Genomic DNA, 17,551 nt, shown 5'->3' on the forward strand with positions numbered 1-17,551 from the left:
TGACTGTCATGGAGAATGTGTTGGGATTGCGCTGTATTCAGTGCGGTAAGGAACTGGCGGCTGAACCGGGAGTTTATACCTGCCCGACCTGCGGTTCGAAGGCAGGAATTATGGATGTTATCTATGATTATTCAGCTATAAACCGGCAAACAACCCGGGAAAAATTATCTCAATCTAAAGATTACTCAATCTTTCGCTATTTGCCCTTTCTTCCCATTCGCTCGGAAACTCCCCGGCCCCATCTGAGGGTGGGCTGGAGCCCTTTGTATAAGCCTCCCGGTCTAGGCAAGCATTTAGGGATGAGCAACCTGTATATCAAAGATGATGGGCAGAATCCGACAGCGTCATTAAAGGACCGGGCTTCCATTATAGCTGTTGTCAAGGCAGTGGAGGAAAACGCAGCCACCGTGGCTTGTTCTTCCACGGGGAATGCCGCTTCATCCTTAGCCGGAAGTGCCGCGGCCATGGGCTTGAAAAGTGTAATTTTTGTACCCAGCCGCGCTCCCCAGGGGAAAGTGGCTCAATTGTTGATCTTTGGGGCAAAGGTAATTAGTGTTCATGGTTCTTATGAGGATACCTTCATGCTGTCCGCCGAAGCTATCAAGCGTTTTGGTTGGTATAACCGCAATGCGGCCATAAACCCTTATCTGGTGGAAGGTAAAAAAACGGTAGCCCTGGAAATCGCCGAGCAGTTTCAGTGGGATGTCCCGGATTGGGTTGTGCTTTCCGTCGGTGATGGATGCACCATTGCCGGGGTATGGAAGGGCTTCAAAGATTTATACCAAGCCGGATGGATTGAACGTTTGCCCAAGATCGTCGGGGTTCAATCGACAGGATGCTGCCCTCTCGTTGATGCCTTCCTGGAAAACCGTCCCTGGAAGCCGGCGGAAGAGAACACCTTAGCTGACAGTATTGCTGTTGGTGTGCCTCGAAACCCGGATAAAGCGTTGCGGGCGGTGCGGGAATCAGGAGGAACTATGATTGCCGTACCTGACGAGGAAATCCTGGAAGCTATGCGTGAACTGGGCAGGACCAGCGGGATTTTCGGTGAACCGGCAGGGGTAACGGGAATGGCAGGACTTAAAGCTCTGGTTAAACGGGGGGTCATTGGAGCCGACGATAAGGTCGTAGCAATCGTCACGGGAAATGGCTTAAAAGATGTGAAAAACGCTATTGCGGCAGTGGGTGAACCTATAAAAGTGGAGCCTTCTATCGAAGAACTTATGGGGAAACTATAGCCGGATTTTCAGGATTATAACTGTTACAATAGGTTAAAAACTATGATATTACGGAATAATGGAAGTTGCAGTGCTGTGACGATATAGAATTATGACGTTGTAGAAGCATTACAGTATTGAATCGTTACATTTATAGACCCAACCAGAAAAATCCATGGCAAAGGTTCTAATTCGCTACCATAAAGGAGGAAAAACATGAAAAACTTGATTGATTTAACGGTTAATGAGGAGCAGCTTGCCAAAACAGCCCAGAGTGTAAAAGAAAGAAACATTTTGATTCCGACCTTGGCTCAGATGAAAGACCCCAATAAAGTTCCGGCTAAGGTTAAAGAAAAGCTGAAAAAGACTGGATTATGGGATGTTGACCCAATTAACTTGTTTCGAATTTCCTGGAAAAATGAGCCTGTCAAAGAAGGCGGACTTTATAATTCTCTCCCAAACTATTTGGAAATTCCCTCAGCAATTTCTGGGGTCAAAGCAAGAGTTATCGCTATGGCAGGCAAATATTTTCCCACGGGAGCACATAAGGTTGGGGCGAGCTTTGCCTGTTTAGTTCCGCGCTTAGTAACGGGTCAATTTGATCCGAAATATCATGAAGCTGTCTGGCCATCTACCGGGAACTATTGCCGCGGCGGGGCCTATAATTCAGCTCTGTTGGGATGCAAGTCCATCGCCATTTTGCCGGAGAACATGAGCAGAGAGCGTTTTGAATGGCTGAAAACAGTAGCCGGTGAAATCATTGCTACTCCTGGCTGCGAAAGCAATGTTAAGGAAATCTATGACAAGACATGGGAACTGAGAAGGACCCGTGATAATGTAGTGATTTTCAACCAGTTTGGAGAATTGGGCAATCATCTCTGGCACTATGAAGTCACCGGAAACGCCATGCAGGAGATTATTAAAGCTGAGTCCGGTTCCAGAGGTAGACTCGCCGGAGTATGTTTAACATCCGGTTCGGCAGGGACCTTGGGCTGCGGGGATTACTTGAAAGACCAGTATCCGAAGGCCAAGTTGGCTGTCGGGGAAGCTCTTCAGTGCCCGACCTTACTTAATAATGGCTTTGGTGATCACAGAATTGAAGGAATCGGGGATAAACATATTCCTTGGATTCATAATGTTAAGAATACGGATATGGTAATTGCCATCGATGATAATGACAGTTTGGGATTGTTCCGGCTCTTTAACGAACCTGCCGGACAATCATATTTGAAAGAGCAAGGTGTCTCCGAAGAAGTGATTGCTAAACTTCCTTGGGTTGGAATTTCCGGGGCGGCTAATATCTTATCGGCCATCAAATTCGCAAAATACTACGAATTAACCGAAGACGATATTGTCATGACCGTCCTGACCGACTCGGCTGAGATGTATCAATCTCGCTTAAAAGAAATGGAAGAAGAACGGGGCCAAGAATACAGCCTGATTCACGCAGCTATCGACCATAATCGCAATGTCCTGGGTGTCAGAACAGACAGTATGGAGGAATTAACCTACCAAAGCAAAAAACGTATCCACAACCTCAAATACTACACTTGGATTGAGCAACAAATGTATGATTTAGATGAACTGAATGCCCAATGGTACGACTATGATAATTATTGGGGCAGACTGCATCAAATGGGACCTGAATTAGACAAACTCATCGAACAATTTAACGAAAGAACCGGCCTGGCCGAATAACCAGGGTGTGTCAGGGGGACGGTCCTTCTGACACACTTTCTGACTCTCTTCCGAGGCGTCCCCTCAGCACGTCTGCGGTAGGACCTTCCCTCCGGCCCTGTCAGCGCACGATTTCCAAGCCTTTGTTTTGGTGATATTATCAAAAAAGATAATATCACCAAATTTTTTTTCAGGAGGATGGAACTTTTAGGTCTTTGGCAGCATCTTTAAGGTGGCATAATGTGTCAAGAAGACCGTCCCTTTTGCACTCTCCTTTGTGCACTTAAAAAAATGTGTCAAAAGGACCGTCCCCCTGACATCGTTGGTTGGCATGATAATTGCATGAGATATTTCTGGTTTTAAATCAATTTAAATAGGAGCGATAGTAATGAGTGACGAAATTAAATGGGTAAAAAATAATATGTTAAAAGCTTTTAAGCAAGGTGCTTCAACTGATCTCTTCAGCAAAGATGAAATAGATAAAGCGAGAAAATTTCATGCGACGTTTCCGGATTATCAGGCTACACCGCTGCGCTCGTTAAAAAATTTGGCTTCAAATTATGGGGTTAGGGGCATTTATGTTAAGGACGAATCGTTTCGATTTGGGTTAAATGCTTTTAAGGCTTTGGGTGGCTCTTATGCTATTGGGAGGTATCTGGCCCAAAGGCTCAATAAAGATATCAGCGAACTTCCTTATAAAGTTCTCACTTCTCCGGAAATTAAGAAACAATTGGGCGACATAACGTTTGCAACGACGACGGATGGAAATCATGGGCGGGGAATTGCCTGGACCGCTCGTCAATTAGGACAAAAGTCTGTAGTCTATATGCCGAAGGGATCTTCGCAGTTTCGTTTAGAAAAAATCAGAGAAGAGGGTGCGGAAGCCTCCATCACGGATTTGAATTATGATGATGCGGTACGCATGACGGCTGAAAAAGCAGAAAAAAATGGCTGGGTGGTTGTGCAGGATACATCGTGGGAAGGTTATGAGGAAATCCCAAGCTGGATCATGCAGGGCTATGGCACAATGTCGGCGGAAGCGCTGGAAGAGCTAAATAACCTAGGTGTCGAGAAACCCACTCATATTTTCGTGCAAGCAGGAGTTGGAGCTTTGGCCGGATCTGTACAGGGATATTTTGCCTCTCTGTTTCAGGAGGAGCGCCCCAAGACAGTCGTGGTTGAAGCAAATAAAGCGGATTGTCTCTATAAATCAGCTCTGGCCGGAGATGGCCGGCCAAGAGTCGTGGGCGGAGACATGTCGACGATTATGGCGGGACTGGCCTGTGGTGAACCCAATCTCATTGGCTGGAATATTTTAAAAGATTACAGCCAGTTGTTTGTTTCTGCTCCGGACTGGGTTGCGGCACGGGGAATGCGCGTTTTGGCCAATCCTTTGCTGGGAGACCCCAGGGTTATTTCGGGAGAGTCAGGCGCGGTGACTGCAGGACTGTTAAACTCATTTTTAAAGGACAAAGCCTTTAAATCTGCCCGGGAACAGTTAAACATCAATGATCAATCACAAATTCTTATCTTTAATACGGAAGGAAATACCGATCCTTATAAGTATCTCAGCATTGTCTGGGATGGAGAACTGCCTTCAACGGGGCGCTAACCCATTCTCAAGTATGAGTTCATAAAAATCGGGAGCACAAGGGAAGATGAAAGTGTGCTCCCTTCTTTAGTTTCAGGGTAATTCTTAAAGTATACTCAAAGTTTATTGAAGGTTAGTTTGGGTAATTATTGGTAATTATAAATTTGCTCCATCTAACAAAGAGTCAAATTCAAAAAGTGGTGATAACTTTCTTTGGTGAGATTAGAGTTCCCAAATGAATTCCCTAGGTTCAGCTTTTGTTGAACAAATTCGCTATAAACTCATATGCTTTGATGAATAATATTAAAATCGATTGCTATAAAGTCTTATTTTGAGCCATTTATCGTCAAGTCTCGAAATGAGACAAAAACTCGTATATAATATAAGTGGCAGATAATTTGTGAATAATTATTGAGGTGTTAAGATGTATCACCTGAGTGACATAAAAACAACAGTACAGCAAACGGCAGACGCCATTGCTGCAGCTTTAAAAATTGAGGTCGAAATTGCTGATTTTGACCTTATCCGGGTAGCCGGAACAGGGAAGTATAAGGCGCGCTCCGGGAGTCCTATGAATGATGGCTTTGTTTACCGCCATGTTATGAAGACCGGAGAACCCGTGATTATTGACAATCCCGGTTACAATGAACTTTGCAAGCCTTGTCCTTGCCGGGGGAATTGTCTTGAGTTTGCCGAAGTTGCCATTCCTATCCGCGCTGATGAGCAAATCATTGGCGTAATAGGGCTGGTGAGTTTCGATGAGGAGCAAACGAAGCGTCTCATAGATAATAAACAATCACTTTTGCGTTTTTTGGAAAAAATGTCGGAGCTTCTTGTTGGGAAAGTGGTTGAAAGTCATCAAAACCGTGAGCGTGAGCTATTGACAAGTCAGTTGCTTACCGTTCTAAATTTGCTGCCTGACGGAATTTTATTGATCAACGATCAAAAGCAGGTCACTCATTTTAATACCCATGCTGGAAAGTTATTGGATATTGATGCGAACCAGGAAATAGAGCTGTACCAGTTATTAGAAGATAAGAAATTGTGGCTGGCAGTGGAACGGGGCGAACAGTTTTCCGGTCCAATAAGAGGGAAGCGTGTTGCCACTCAGCTTTATTGTGATGCTGTTCCCATTAAGAATAATGATGCCATTGAAGGTGCCGTTATCACCATTAAGGATATTCAGCAAATCAAGAAGTTAGTTAAAGAGGCCACCGTGAGTGAAATCGAAACTCATTTTTCCCAGATTATTGGCAACTCAGAGAAGATGAATGAACTTAAGACCATGGCGTTGCATGTAGCTCCCAGTAAGGCTACCTTACTGATTCAAGGGGAAAGTGGGACTGGGAAAGAATTGTTGGCCCGAGCCATTCACCAGAGCAGTAATCGAAAAGCGCACTCTTTTATTGCCATTAATTGCGGAGCAATTCCCGAAAACTTATTGGAAAGCGAATTATTCGGCTATGAAGAAGGTTCCTTTACCGGTGCACGACGGGGCGGCAAGATGGGTAAGTTCGAATTGGCCCATAATGGAACTATTTTTTTAGATGAAATCGGCGACATGCCTTTGCACTTACAGGTCAAGATTCTAAGAGTCTTACAGGAACGCAGAGTTGAACGAATCGGAAGTACACGCTCTATTCCCTTAGATGTACGAGTAATCGCCGCAACTCACCGTGATCTGGACGAAATGGTGAAAACCGGAGAATTCCGAGAAGATCTCTATTATCGGCTTAATGTTATTCCCTTGATGATTCCTCCTCTGCGGGAACGAGAAGAGGATATTCCGGTTTTGATTCAATTTTATTTAGATTATTACTCGTCGGTTACGGAAAAAGCGGTGAAAGGCATAACTCCTGAAGTTATGACAAAATTAACCCAGTATGCTTGGCCAGGCAATGTCCGGGAATTGGGTAACGTGATAGAATATTGCGTTACCATGGTTGTGGGAGACATGATTACCATCGAAAATCTGCCCCAACGGATCAAGGAAGGCTTCAGATCTGAACCCAAAAGTGTCTCCTTGAACTTAAAGCAACTTGAGAGGGAGTCTATTACGAAAGCCTTGACTATCGCCGAAAAAGCAGGCCATAAAGAAGATGCCGCCAATTTACTGGGGATCAGCAGGGCTACCCTCTATCGAAAGATCAAGGAGTATCAAATCGGAGAAAATAAAACCTTTTATTAAGTTCGGTGGCAGTATGTTGCAGCATGTTATGGAAGTCATGAAGTGTCTCAATCTTTGACGTTTGTATCAAAATGAGACATAAAGTCTGAACTCCGCTTACGACAACCTTCGAGAGATTTCGAAAGAGTAACCTATTAATTGTAAGTCTCATCTTGAGAATCTGCCTGAGCAGACCTTTTGGATGTTTCCATGATGATCAAAATTATAGCCAAAACTTAAACTGGATAAGACAACAATCTTTGGCATGATTCTTGCATTAATCCCTATAGGAACGATCATAATATCCATATGATGATCGAAAATCACCAATCCAAACGTCGAAAGGGGAATTTATTTTGGATACCGATTTTGCAAAAGTTCTGGAATTGGCCAAAAAGTATGAACCTGAAATGAGCCGTTTCTTACGTGATCTTATCGCTATACCAAGCGAGAGCTGTCAAGAAAAAGATGTCGTTTTAAGAATTAAGGAAGAAATGGTTAAAGTAGGGTTTGATCGAGTAGATATTGACCCGATGGGTAATGTTCTTGGTTATATCGGCCATGGCAAGCACCTGATTGCTATGGATGCACACATTGATACTGTAGGCGTTGGTGATCCCGGACTTTGGAAATATGATCCTTATCAAGGATATGAAGATGAAGAAATCATTATCGGCCGTGGGGCTTCGGACCAAACCGGCGGTATGGCCTCGATGGTTTATGCCGGTAAGATCATCAAAGATCTTGGTTTGGAAGATGAATTTACTTTAGTGGTCGTGGGCTCCGTACAGGAAGAAGACTGTGACGGGTTATGCTGGCAGTATATTATTAAGGAAGATAAGGTTGTCCCCGAATTCGTGGTAATAACAGAACCAACCGATGGCAAGATTTATCGCGGGCACCGTGGCCGGATGGAAATTAAAGTCATGACGAAAGGCGTCAGCTGCCATGGGTCGGCTCCAGAACGAGGAGATAATGCTATTTATAAAATGGCTCCGATTCTAATTGAGCTGCGCAGTTTACATGAGAACTTGCAAGATCATCCTTTCTTAGGAAAGGGCAGTTTAACGGTTTCGGAAATCTTCCATACCTCACCTTCACGCTGTGCCGTAGCCGATAGCTGTTGGATATCTGTAGACCGTCGCTTAACCGCCGGAGAATCTTGGGAATTTGCTCTGCAACAAATCAGAAATCTCCCTTCCGTTAAAGCAGCTAATGCCGAAGTGAGTATGTATACTTATGAAAGACCGTCCTATACCAATCTCGTTTATCCGACAGAATCCTATTTCCCAACCTGGTTAATCGAAGCCGGACATCCGGTGAGCGCTACTTTGGAAGACTCTTATAAAGGATTATTTGGCAAAGATCCTGTGGTTGATAAATGGACCTTCTCTACTAACGGTGTGTCCATCATGGGTCGTTATGGAATTCCTTGCATTGGATTCGGGCCTGGTCATGAGGACCAAGCTCATGCCCCGAATGAACGCACTTGGAAAAAAGAACTTGTAGATTGCGCTGCTATGTATGCTGTCATTCCAAGCCTCTATATCCGGAAGTATGTTGATTCCATGCCGAGTGCGACAGAAAATTTAATGAAACTATAATTTAGTATCGTACTAATGTAACAATTCCTGGCAGGAACTTCTTAACCCATACCTTTTCATAAATGAAGTAAATATTAGGAGGAAGCAAAACTATGAACACGGTATTCAGAGGAAGACATTTCATTAACTTAGAGGACTTTACAAGAGAAGAAATTGACACCATGCTTGAAGTCTCGATGGACCTTAAGCGGAAATTTGCCATGGGTGAAGATACCCCTTATCTTACCAATAAAACCGGTTTCTTAATGTTCTTTGAACAATCCACTCGGACCCGAAACTCCATGGAAGCTGGGATGGCTCAATTAGGCGGACATGCCGGTTTCTTAGATTCCAGTACCATGCAGGTTGCTCATGGTGAGACAGCAAAAGATACGGCAATTATTCTCTCACGCTTTGGACATATGATTGCCTGCCGTTACTGCAACTGGGGCAGAGGAAATGCCTATTTGAACGAAATGGCTCGCTGGTCTTCCGCGCCCATTATGAACTTGCAATGTGACCTCTATCATCCTTTCCAAGGTCTGGCTGACTTGATGACTATTAAAGAGAAACTTCCAGATTTACGCCGCAAAAAGATTTCTATTATTTGGGCTTATGCTGAAAGTCATAAAAAACCCATTTCCGTACCTGTTACTCAAGTCCTCCTCTTCCCGCGTTATGGTATGGATGTTTGGTTGGCTTATCCTAAGGGTTGGGAACTACCTGAATGGGTTATTGAACAAGCCAGAGCTAACGCTGAGAAGCATGGCGGCACTTTGACAATTACTCACGATGAGGCAGCCGCCTATAAAGATGCCGATATTGTGATTCCTAAGAGCTGGGGAAACTGGGTTACCGACCAAACAGGTGCTACGGAAACCGGTGCCAGCAAGGTTATTGATGATGCTTTAATTGCCAATAAGAGCTGGAAGTGCACGGAAGCTAAAATGGCAACTGCTAGCAAAGATGTTATGTATATGCATGCTCTGCCGGCTGACCGCAATAACGAAGTGGAAGACTCAGTCATTGACGGACCTCACTCCATTGCTTACGATGCTGCTGAGAACCGCTTGCATACAGCAAAAGCAGTGATGACCTTGTTGGTAGGTGGCAAATAAACGTGAGTACATTAGCTGTTGTTGCTATCGGTGGAAATTCTCTGATTCGGGACAAAGGACATGAATCCGTTGAGGATCAATATCAAGCAGTCTGTGAAACAGCTAAGCACATTGCGGGTATGATCGAGCAAGGATACGAAGTGATCATTACTCATGGCAATGGCCCCCAAGTTGGATTTATTCTGAGAAGATCAGAAATAGCTACGGATGTTGCTGCAATGCATCAGGTGCCCTTAGTGAGCTGCGGCGCGGACACTCAAGGTGCCATTGGCTATCAAATTCAACAGGCAATGGATAACGAGTTTAAAAAGAGAGGCATTAAGAAATCGGCAGTGACCCTTGTGACTCAGGTGGTGGTTTCGCCCGATGATCCTGCTTTTCAAAAACCGGCAAAACCTATTGGTTCCTTCTATTCCAAAGAGCAGGCTGAAATGATTAAAAAATCAAACCCTTCCTGGGTGTTGGTTGAGGATGCCGGAAGAGGATATCGCAGAGTTGTGCCGTCTCCTCTTCCCCAAGAAATTGTGGAAAAGGATGTTATTAATCAACTCGCTCGTGCCGGCTATTGTGTTGTGAGCGTGGGAGGCGGCGGAATCCCGGTTATGAAACGAGAGGATAATTCTTTTCAGGGTGTCGATGCCGTTATTGACAAAGATTTTGCTTCAAGCCTTCTGGCCTCAGACATTAATGCGGATCTCTTAATTATTTCAACCGGAGTGCCGACGGTTTATCTCAACTACGGTAAACCTGAGGAAAAAGCTTTAACGAAGGTTTCTCTGGCTGAACTGAAGCAATATATGGCTGAAAATCACTTTGCTCCCGGCAGCATGCTGCCGAAAGTTCAGGCAGTGATTAAATTCCTGGAGAATGGCGGAAAAGAAGCGATCATCACGAATCCTGAATCTCTGGAAGATGCTGTAGCCGGAAAGACCGGCACTCATGTTTATCCGTAATTTTATCTCATCAATTTTGGAATTAAGTAACATTAGTTTAGGTATCAACAATTCAAATGTAAGATTTTAAGTATCAATTTCTCAAATATAACTGTTCAGGTTCTTCGGTATTAGGCAACACCCATGGCTCAACCTAATCAGAGTGCTTTCCGCGGAAAGCACTCTGTCTCAAAATTCAAGAATCCTCTGAAAGTTAAATGAATCATCACTCTACACCCAGCGAAGAAATCAAGGATTAGCCCCAACTTATAGAAGTAGAGCCTTAGATAGGGTTTAATATAGGTTTTTAGTTAAGGTAAAGATAGAATGAAGGACCTCAAGTACCACATACGAATTTCTAAATAAGCCTTAAGGAGATTATGGAATGGGTATTGTATTAAATGGCGGGACTGTAGTAACAGCTGCCGACGTTTATCAAGCAGACGTCCGGATTGAAGGCGAGAGGATTGCGGCTCTTGGTTTTGAGATCGAGCAACCTGGTGATCAGGTCATCAATGTGGACGGCTGCTTTATAGTTCCGGGCGGTATTGACCCCCATACCCACTTTGACCTCCCCGCAGGAGATATTACGACTTCCGATGATTTTTATTCGGGGACTAGAGCCGCTTTATTGGGGGGCACTACCACGATTATAGATTATGCCACTCAATTTAAAGGGGAAAGTCTCAAAACAGGCTTGGAAAACTGGCATAAAAAAGCTGACGGTAAATGTTTTGTGGATTATGGTTTTCACATGGCGATTACTGATTGGAATGATTCTGTCGCTCAGGAAATGACAACAATGGTTCACCAAGAAGGTGTGCCTTCTTTTAAACTGTATATGGCTTATAAAAATGTCCTGCAAGTCGATGATGCCGCTCTCTTACAGGCCCTGCGCCGGGCCGGAGAATGTGAAGCACTGGTTTGTGTCCATTGTGAAAACGGAGATGTGGTTTATGATCTTGTGCAAAAGGCCCGTCAGGTAGGGAAAATTGCTCCTAAATATCATCCATTGACCCGGCCTCCCGAGGCAGAAGCCGAAGCTGCTTCACGGGTGATTGCTCTTGCTCAGATGGCCGATGCGCCTGTTTATATTGTTCATCTTACCTGCAGTGGAGCCCTTCAGGCTGTAATTGACGCCAAATTACAAGGTCGAGAGGTCTATGCGGAAACTTGCCCGCAATACCTCTTGCTCGATGAAAGTTATTACGACTCTGAAGGTTTTAATGGTGCCAAATATGTTATATCCCCGCCCTTGCGTCCGATTCAAAATCAAGCTGCGCTTTGGACGGGTTTGCAAACGGGGATTTTGGAGACGATGGCCACCGACCATTGTGCGTTTAATTATAAAGGCCAGAAAGAACTAGGTCTGGAAGACTTCAGTAAGATTCCCAACGGAGCACCCGGTGTGGAAACCAGAATGGGGTTGCTCTATACCTATGGTGTGCAAACAGGGAAATTGAATCTTAATGAGTTTGTCGCTTTGACATCTACCAATGCCGCGAAACTGTTTGGCTTATTTCCCCGCAAAGGCACTATAGCGCCTGGCAGTGATGCTGATCTGGTAGTATGGGACCCGAGAAGTTCGTCTGAAATCTCAGTCGACAGACTGCACCAGCAAGTGGACTATACTCCTTTTGAGGGCTTCCGACAACAGGGAAAAGCCATTAAGGTATTTTTACGCGGCAAACTGGTCTGTCAAGATGGAGAATTAATTCAAGAGTTACCTGCAGGAAAGTATTTGTTCCGGAATCCATTTCTGAGGAGAAAGGATGGGAAACATGTTTAAGATTAATGTCAATGGAACAGAGTATTCTTGCCAGGACGATATGAACCTTATGGAATATTTGAGGGACGTTTTGCAGATCACATCCTTAAAAAACGGCTGCGGAGAAGGGGTGTGCGGTGCTTGTACAGTACTTGTGGATGACAAGAAAGTGCGGGCTTGTACGCAAACCCTGGCCAAAGTGGCGGGAAAGAATGTCCTGACCGTGGATGGGCTGTCTGAAAGAGAAAAAGAAGCCTATACCTGGGCCTTCGCGGAAGCCGGTGCCGTTCAGTGCGGATTTTGTATTCCCGGGATGATCGTCAGTGCTAAAGCTTTAATTGACAAGTCTCCCAATCCTACCCCTAAAGAAATTAAAGAGGCGATCCGCGGCAATATCTGTCGCTGCACGGGTTATGTAAAAATAGAACAAGGAATTATGTTAGCGGCTAAAGTGTTGCGCGGTGAAATGCAGACCAATGCTGCGGCGCTTTCGGGAGCCGGAGTGGGGACAAGTATTCAGCGCCTGGATGCTCGGGAAAAAGTCCTGGGAACCGGTCAATATGTAGACGATTTGTTCGTTGAGAATATGCTTCATGCCGCAGTCCTGCGCACAAGCTATCCCCGAGCTCTTGTCAAGGGGATCGATACCTCGGCTGCTCGGGTTTATCCCGGGGTTGAGGCAGTTTTGACAGCAGAAGATATTCCCGGGACTAATGAGCATGGTCATATATTTCACGATTGGCCGACCTTGATTGCCGTTGGGCAAGAAACCCGCTATGTTGGGGATGCCGTTGCTCTAATTGCAGCTCAAACAAAAAAGCAAGCCCGGGAGGCTTTAGCATTAATCAAAGTTGATTACGAAGAACTCAAACCCATTCTCAGTCCTACGGAGGCTCTGGCCGACGATGCTCCGAAAATTCACGAGCAAGGAAATTTGTTAAGCACCACCATCATCAAGCGGGGAAATGTAGAAGAAGCCTTAGCAAAATCAGCTCATGTGATAACTCAACGATATTCAACCCCGCCCACGGAACATGCATTTATGGAGCCGGAAAGCGCTTTGGCCATTCCACAGGAAGACGGAGGGATTTTAGTCTATGTCGGTGATCAGAGCGTTTACGATGACCAACATGGCATTATGGGGATATTGGGGCTTCCGGCTGAAAAAGTCAGGATCGTCAGTAAACTCGTCGGCGGTGGTTTTGGAGGAAAAGAGGACTTAAGCGTACAGCATCATGCGGCTCTTTTGGCTTATAAAACTCAAAAACCTGTCAAGCTCACCCTTTCGCGCAAGGAGAGTATCCTTGTCCATCCTAAACGGCACGCCATGGAATTGGAAGTCACCACCGGGTGTGATGCTGGGGGAAAACTAACGGCCCTGACCGCTAAAATTGTTGCGGACACCGGGGCTTATGCCTCCTTGGGAACCGCTGTACTGCAGAGAGCCTGTACCCATGTGGGGGGACCATATCAAATTGCGAACGTTGATATTACCGGACTTTGTGTTTATACCAATAATCCTCCGGCCGGAGCCTTTAGGGGCTTTGGTGTCCCTCAGGCGGCTTTTGCCTCTGAAACAAATCTTGATCTCTTAGCTGAAAAAGTGGGGATTTCTCCTTGGGAAATTCGCTACCGCAATGCCCTGGAGCCTGGCATGATTAATCCTACAGGCCAGATCACCGATGAGGGGACAGCTGTTAAGGAAACACTTTTGGCAGTTCGAGAGGTGTACGAATCTAATCCTTATGCAGGAATTGCCTGTGTTATGAAGAATACTGGAATAGGTGTCGGTTTGCCGGATACCGGACGGGTCAAACTGCAAGTATGCGACGGAAAAGTATTAGTCTTGACAAGTGCCGCTTGTATTGGACAAGGATTAGCCACGGTGACAAGTCAAATTGTCAATGAGGCGACAGGTCTGCCTTTGGAGCGTATTTCTTTTGGTGTGCCCGATACTTTTGTCACTCCGGATTCGGGAACAACGACCGCCTCGCGTCAAACGCTATTTACAGGGGAAGCTGTCCGGCAAGCATCGCTGAAACTTCAGCAAGCCTTATATAAATGCTCTCTGGAAGAGTTAGAGGGCATGGAGTTTTATGGGGAATATTTCGGTAAGACAGATCCCATTAATTCCGATAAAACGAATCCGGTCAGTCATGTTGCTTACAGTTATGCTACTCAAGTAGTGATTCTCGATGAGCAGGGCCTCGTGAAAAAGGTTGTGGCTGCTCACGACGTAGGACGGGCCATTAATCCTAAAGCCGTAGAAGGACAGATTGAGGGCGGAGTAGTCATGGGGTTAGGTTACGCCTTGAAAGAAGATTTCCCGCTGCAAAACGGTGTTCCCACGGCCAAATTTGGTACCTTAGGTCTCTTGAGATCGACGGATGTTCCGGAAATTGAATCAATTATCATTGAGAAGAATTCTTCACCATTAGCCTATGGGGCTAAAGGAATCGGGGAAATCTCGTCAATTCCAGCAGCACCCGCCGTAGCTTCGGCTTATCATAAGTTTGACGGTAAAGTGCGCACTTCACTCCCGCTGCGTGAGACACCATACAAAAAGTGATCTCGTTCAGCTAAAGCAAAACAAAGCAAAATGAAGCTTAAGCAAAGTTAAATTGAATAAATTAAATTAAATAAAGCTAAAGTGGTTCTGGAGCTGAAACCGAAGCTTAAGCTGAAGCTGAAACTGAAGCTGGAAACTAAAGCTAAAACTAAAGCTAAAACTAAAACTAAAACTAAAACTAAAACTAAATCCGAGCCTGAACCTTGGGGCTACGTTGGGGGGGGCTTTCCCCCGACGTAGTAAATAAAAGAGTACTCCACTCTTAGCGAAGTGGGGGTCTTAGCTGGGAATAAAGCCGATTAATGAGCTGTAATATTATCTCATAACATTATGGATGAATGAGTGCAGGGAACAAATATGGCGAAATTAAGTAATGATTCACAAATTAATTGGGCGGGGGGAAGTCTTTGGGAAATGACAAAGCAGGCACGAGTCATTACCTTGATCGGGGCTGGTGGAAAGACCACTTGCCTCCAGACTTTAACCCAAGAAATTCATGCTGCGGGGTTTCCGGTAATTGCCACAACAACGACAAAAGTGTACCCGGAGAGACATCTCAAGCCTTGGCTCCATTCCATGCCGCCGCCCTTCGCATCCAAAACTGCTTATTTTTGGTATTCTGGAGCAGAAGAGAGAAGCGGAAAATGGTTAGGTCATTCTCTCTCCGCAGTGGATGACGCGGTATTAGGGGATGTAGACGGCCCCATTACCCATAGTAATGACCATCCGGGCCGGCGCCATTGGATTATCGAAGGTGATGGAGCAAGAGAGCGCCGTTTAAAATGTTGGGCCGGTCATGAGCCTCAAATTCCGCTGCAATCGGATTGTGGAGTATTAGTCGTAGATGGAAGATTGTGGGGACAGGAGCTGAAACCTGAAGATGTCCATCGGGCCGAATGCTGTCCTGATCTGTTTAATAACCAGTGGACGGAGGAAAGCGCCTGGCGGTACTTTAGGAAGTCTCCGGTATTTTACCCCCAGTATCAGCACTTAGCGTGGGTCATTTTGCTTAATATTCACGACCAGCCTGATCCTATAAAAATAAAGTCTTTTGAGGAATCGATTTTCCCTGAAATGGAAAATCAAGCCGGTTTGCCTGAGCTTAAGGACCTTGTTGTTCTTTTGGAAGCTCTTTACCGCAGAGGGGTGGAAGAGGTGTTCTCCAAAGCTCCGGAAACAAAGCCGCGAAGCTTAAGAATAGCTGCGGGAGATGCCAAAGGGGGAAAGCTGCTATGGTTCGACTTGTGGTAATGGCAGCCGGGCAAGCAACACGAATGGGCCGAGACAAACTGGCTTTACCTTACATACATACAACTGTTCTCGGTCACGTGACTCAGACTGTTTTGGAAGGGATTCGATTAATACAAAAACCGTCTCAAAAAGCGTCTCAGAAGTTATCTCAAGAATTATCTCAGGAATCGTCTGCGGGGATCAAAACTCCTTCAGAATCGATACAAATTCGTGTGGTTACACGGCGTCCGCCGGAGGAATATCTAACTGAGGAAATCCAGCGTTCTTTTCGAGAAGCGGGTGGAAATTGGCTGCAAGTACCTGAAGTAATCCCCCTTTCCGAAACTCTTCGTTTAGGGCTTAGAGATTTGGAGGAAACCACACAGATGGTAGGCTTTTTACCAGGTGATCAGGTAGGAGTCACCTCCCAGGAATTAGCCCTTTGTTTTGAGCAGGCTTTGAGAGTGGCTCCGGATTTTTTAGTGCCCATATCCGATGCTGGAGTTGGCTCTCCGGTATTTTTTCACCGGAGGTATGTTTCGGAACTCAGCGAGCTACAAGGGGAAGAAGGAGGTAGGAAGGTCTTATACCGCTATCCTGAACGATGGACTAGGTGCAGGGTAAGAGAGACATTCCTGCAGGATGTGGATACACCTGAAGAATATCAGGCCTGGCTGGAATATTGCCAAAGAAGGGATCAAACTACAATCCAAACTTGAATAAAGTAAGGAGGATGAGGACTATGGAAAAGAAACTCGAATTGCATGGACCTGTGGTACTGGTTCGAGGTGCCGGAGAACAAGCTACAGGGGTAGGGTGGGCTCTAGCGAAAGCAGGATTCCGGGTGGTAATGACAGAAGTGCCCAAGCCCTTGATGGTTCGCTGGCCGGTATGCTTTGGTACGGCCGTTGTTAAGGGGAACTGGCAAGTTGAGGAGATTTCGGCAAGTCTTGTTGCTGATTCAGAGTCCTGCGGACCTGCTTGGGAAACCGGTATTGTTCCCATTTTGATTGACCCCGAACTTCATTGTATAGCAAGTCTTAAGCCGACATTCTTAGTCGATGCCATTTTGGCCAAACGGAACATAGGTACCCGCCGGGATATGGCTGCTTTCACCATCGGATTGGGCCCTGGTTTTACGGCCGGTGCCGATGTTGACTTGGTCGTTGAAACGAATCGAGGTCACAACTTAGGCCGGCTGATCTATACCGGTTCCGCCGAGCCTAATACAGGAATCCCAGGCAATATTGGCGGATATACCAAAGAACGCGTTCTTTATTCTTCTAAAGCAGGGATCTTTAAAGCGCAAAAGGACATTGGCGAAAAGGTTCAGGCGGGTGATTGTGTTGGTTTAATCGAGGACGGGACTGACTCACAAAGAATCTGTGCCGGAATTGATGGTGTCCTGCGAGGATTATTAATGGATAATACCCCCATTGACCCTGCGGTTAAAGTGGGTGATATTGATCCGCGCGGGAATAAAGAGTATTGTTATACCATTTCAGAAAAAGCACGGGCTATTGGTTCTGCTGTTCTTCTGGGAATGATGGAAAGTAAATTATTACATTCGCCTCGTTTGAAAAACGAACATTCTAATTAAAGCAACAATCAGATCTTGATCGAAGCAACTAATTTTATGTAATATTGCTTTTTAGGGCAGACCACATGTCTGTAAAGTGGCAGCGCCAGTTTATGGTAA

General features: G+C 45.5%; 12 protein-coding genes. All 12 read left to right on the top strand.

Translation table 11 applies throughout. The features are described from left to right. The first annotated feature begins 8 nt into the window (after positions 1 to 8). The 12 genes from thrC to yqeB all read left to right on the top strand — a co-directional run bounded on the left by thrC (position 9) and on the right by yqeB (position 17,452). The gene (gene thrC / locus DESACI_RS09765; RefSeq protein WP_014827026.1) at positions 9 to 1,238 is read left to right on the top strand and encodes a threonine synthase; all 1,230 of its coding nucleotides are present in this window, start codon (positions 9 to 11) and stop codon (positions 1,236 to 1,238) included. A 195-nt stretch (positions 1,239 to 1,433) separates the two neighbouring features. After that, positions 1,434 to 2,915 (top strand): pyridoxal-phosphate dependent enzyme, encoded by a 1,482-nt coding sequence (locus DESACI_RS09770; RefSeq protein WP_014827027.1) that lies wholly within the window; start codon positions 1,434 to 1,436, stop codon positions 2,913 to 2,915. A gap of 367 nt (positions 2,916 to 3,282) precedes the next feature. Next, positions 3,283 to 4,506 (top strand): diaminopropionate ammonia-lyase, encoded by a 1,224-nt coding sequence (gene dpaL / locus DESACI_RS09775; protein ID WP_014827028.1) that lies wholly within the window; start codon positions 3,283 to 3,285, stop codon positions 4,504 to 4,506. A 403-nt stretch (positions 4,507 to 4,909) separates the two neighbouring features. Next, complete coding sequence (locus DESACI_RS09780) at positions 4,910 to 6,673, top strand: sigma-54-dependent Fis family transcriptional regulator (RefSeq protein WP_014827029.1); 1,764 nt, start codon at positions 4,910 to 4,912, stop codon at positions 6,671 to 6,673. A 335-nt stretch (positions 6,674 to 7,008) separates the two neighbouring features. Further along, positions 7,009 to 8,256 (top strand): YgeY family selenium metabolism-linked hydrolase, encoded by a 1,248-nt coding sequence (locus DESACI_RS09785; RefSeq protein WP_014827030.1) that lies wholly within the window; start codon positions 7,009 to 7,011, stop codon positions 8,254 to 8,256. Positions 8,257 to 8,348: 92 nt separating this feature from the next. Next, positions 8,349 to 9,353, top strand: coding sequence for an ornithine carbamoyltransferase (locus tag DESACI_RS09790; RefSeq protein WP_014827031.1), 1,005 nt, complete (start codon positions 8,349 to 8,351; stop codon positions 9,351 to 9,353). Between the two features lie 2 nt (positions 9,354 to 9,355). Further along, entirely contained in the window at positions 9,356 to 10,306 is a 951-nt protein-coding gene (gene arcC / locus DESACI_RS09795) for a carbamate kinase (protein ID WP_014827032.1), read from the top strand. Between the two features lie 364 nt (positions 10,307 to 10,670). After that, positions 10,671 to 12,074 (top strand): dihydropyrimidinase, encoded by a 1,404-nt coding sequence (hydA, locus tag DESACI_RS09800; RefSeq protein ID WP_014827033.1) that lies wholly within the window; start codon positions 10,671 to 10,673, stop codon positions 12,072 to 12,074. After that, entirely contained in the window at positions 12,067 to 14,622 is a 2,556-nt protein-coding gene (gene xdh / locus DESACI_RS09805; protein ID WP_041276410.1) for a selenium-dependent xanthine dehydrogenase, read from the top strand. Before hydA ends, xdh begins: the two co-directional genes overlap by 8 nt. Positions 14,623 to 14,979: 357 nt before the next feature. Continuing rightward, entirely contained in the window at positions 14,980 to 15,873 is an 894-nt protein-coding gene (gene yqeC, locus DESACI_RS09810) for a selenium cofactor biosynthesis protein YqeC (protein ID WP_014827035.1), read from the top strand. Further along, positions 15,855 to 16,571, top strand: coding sequence for a nucleotidyltransferase family protein (locus tag DESACI_RS09815; protein ID WP_014827036.1), 717 nt, complete (start codon positions 15,855 to 15,857; stop codon positions 16,569 to 16,571). Before yqeC ends, DESACI_RS09815 begins: the two co-directional genes overlap by 19 nt. Positions 16,572 to 16,594: 23 nt before the next feature. Beyond that, entirely contained in the window at positions 16,595 to 17,452 is an 858-nt protein-coding gene (gene yqeB, locus DESACI_RS09820) for a selenium-dependent molybdenum cofactor biosynthesis protein YqeB (RefSeq protein ID WP_014827037.1), read from the top strand. Positions 17,453 to 17,551 lie beyond the last annotated feature (99 nt).

The organism is Desulfosporosinus acidiphilus SJ4 (genome assembly GCF_000255115.2).
In the GTDB taxonomy this organism is placed as follows: domain Bacteria; phylum Bacillota; class Desulfitobacteriia; order Desulfitobacteriales; family Desulfitobacteriaceae; genus Desulfosporosinus; species Desulfosporosinus acidiphilus.

Coding starts and splice junctions, on each gene's coding strand:
- DESACI_RS09815 (WP_014827036.1), top strand. CDS start 15,855: ATGGTTCGACTTGTGGTAATGGCAGCCGGGCAAGCAACACGAATGGGC.
- DESACI_RS09770 (WP_014827027.1), top strand. CDS start 1,434: ATGAAAAACTTGATTGATTTAACGGTTAATGAGGAGCAGCTTGCCAAA.
- xdh (WP_041276410.1), top strand. CDS start 12,067: ATGTTTAAGATTAATGTCAATGGAACAGAGTATTCTTGCCAGGACGAT.
- yqeC (WP_014827035.1), top strand. CDS start 14,980: ATGGCGAAATTAAGTAATGATTCACAAATTAATTGGGCGGGGGGAAGT.
- yqeB (WP_014827037.1), top strand. CDS start 16,595: ATGGAAAAGAAACTCGAATTGCATGGACCTGTGGTACTGGTTCGAGGT.
- hydA (WP_014827033.1), top strand. CDS start 10,671: ATGGGTATTGTATTAAATGGCGGGACTGTAGTAACAGCTGCCGACGTT.
- thrC (WP_014827026.1), top strand. CDS start 9: ATGGAGAATGTGTTGGGATTGCGCTGTATTCAGTGCGGTAAGGAACTG.
- DESACI_RS09790 (WP_014827031.1), top strand. CDS start 8,349: ATGAACACGGTATTCAGAGGAAGACATTTCATTAACTTAGAGGACTTT.
- dpaL (WP_014827028.1), top strand. CDS start 3,283: ATGAGTGACGAAATTAAATGGGTAAAAAATAATATGTTAAAAGCTTTT.
- DESACI_RS09780 (WP_014827029.1), top strand. CDS start 4,910: ATGTATCACCTGAGTGACATAAAAACAACAGTACAGCAAACGGCAGAC.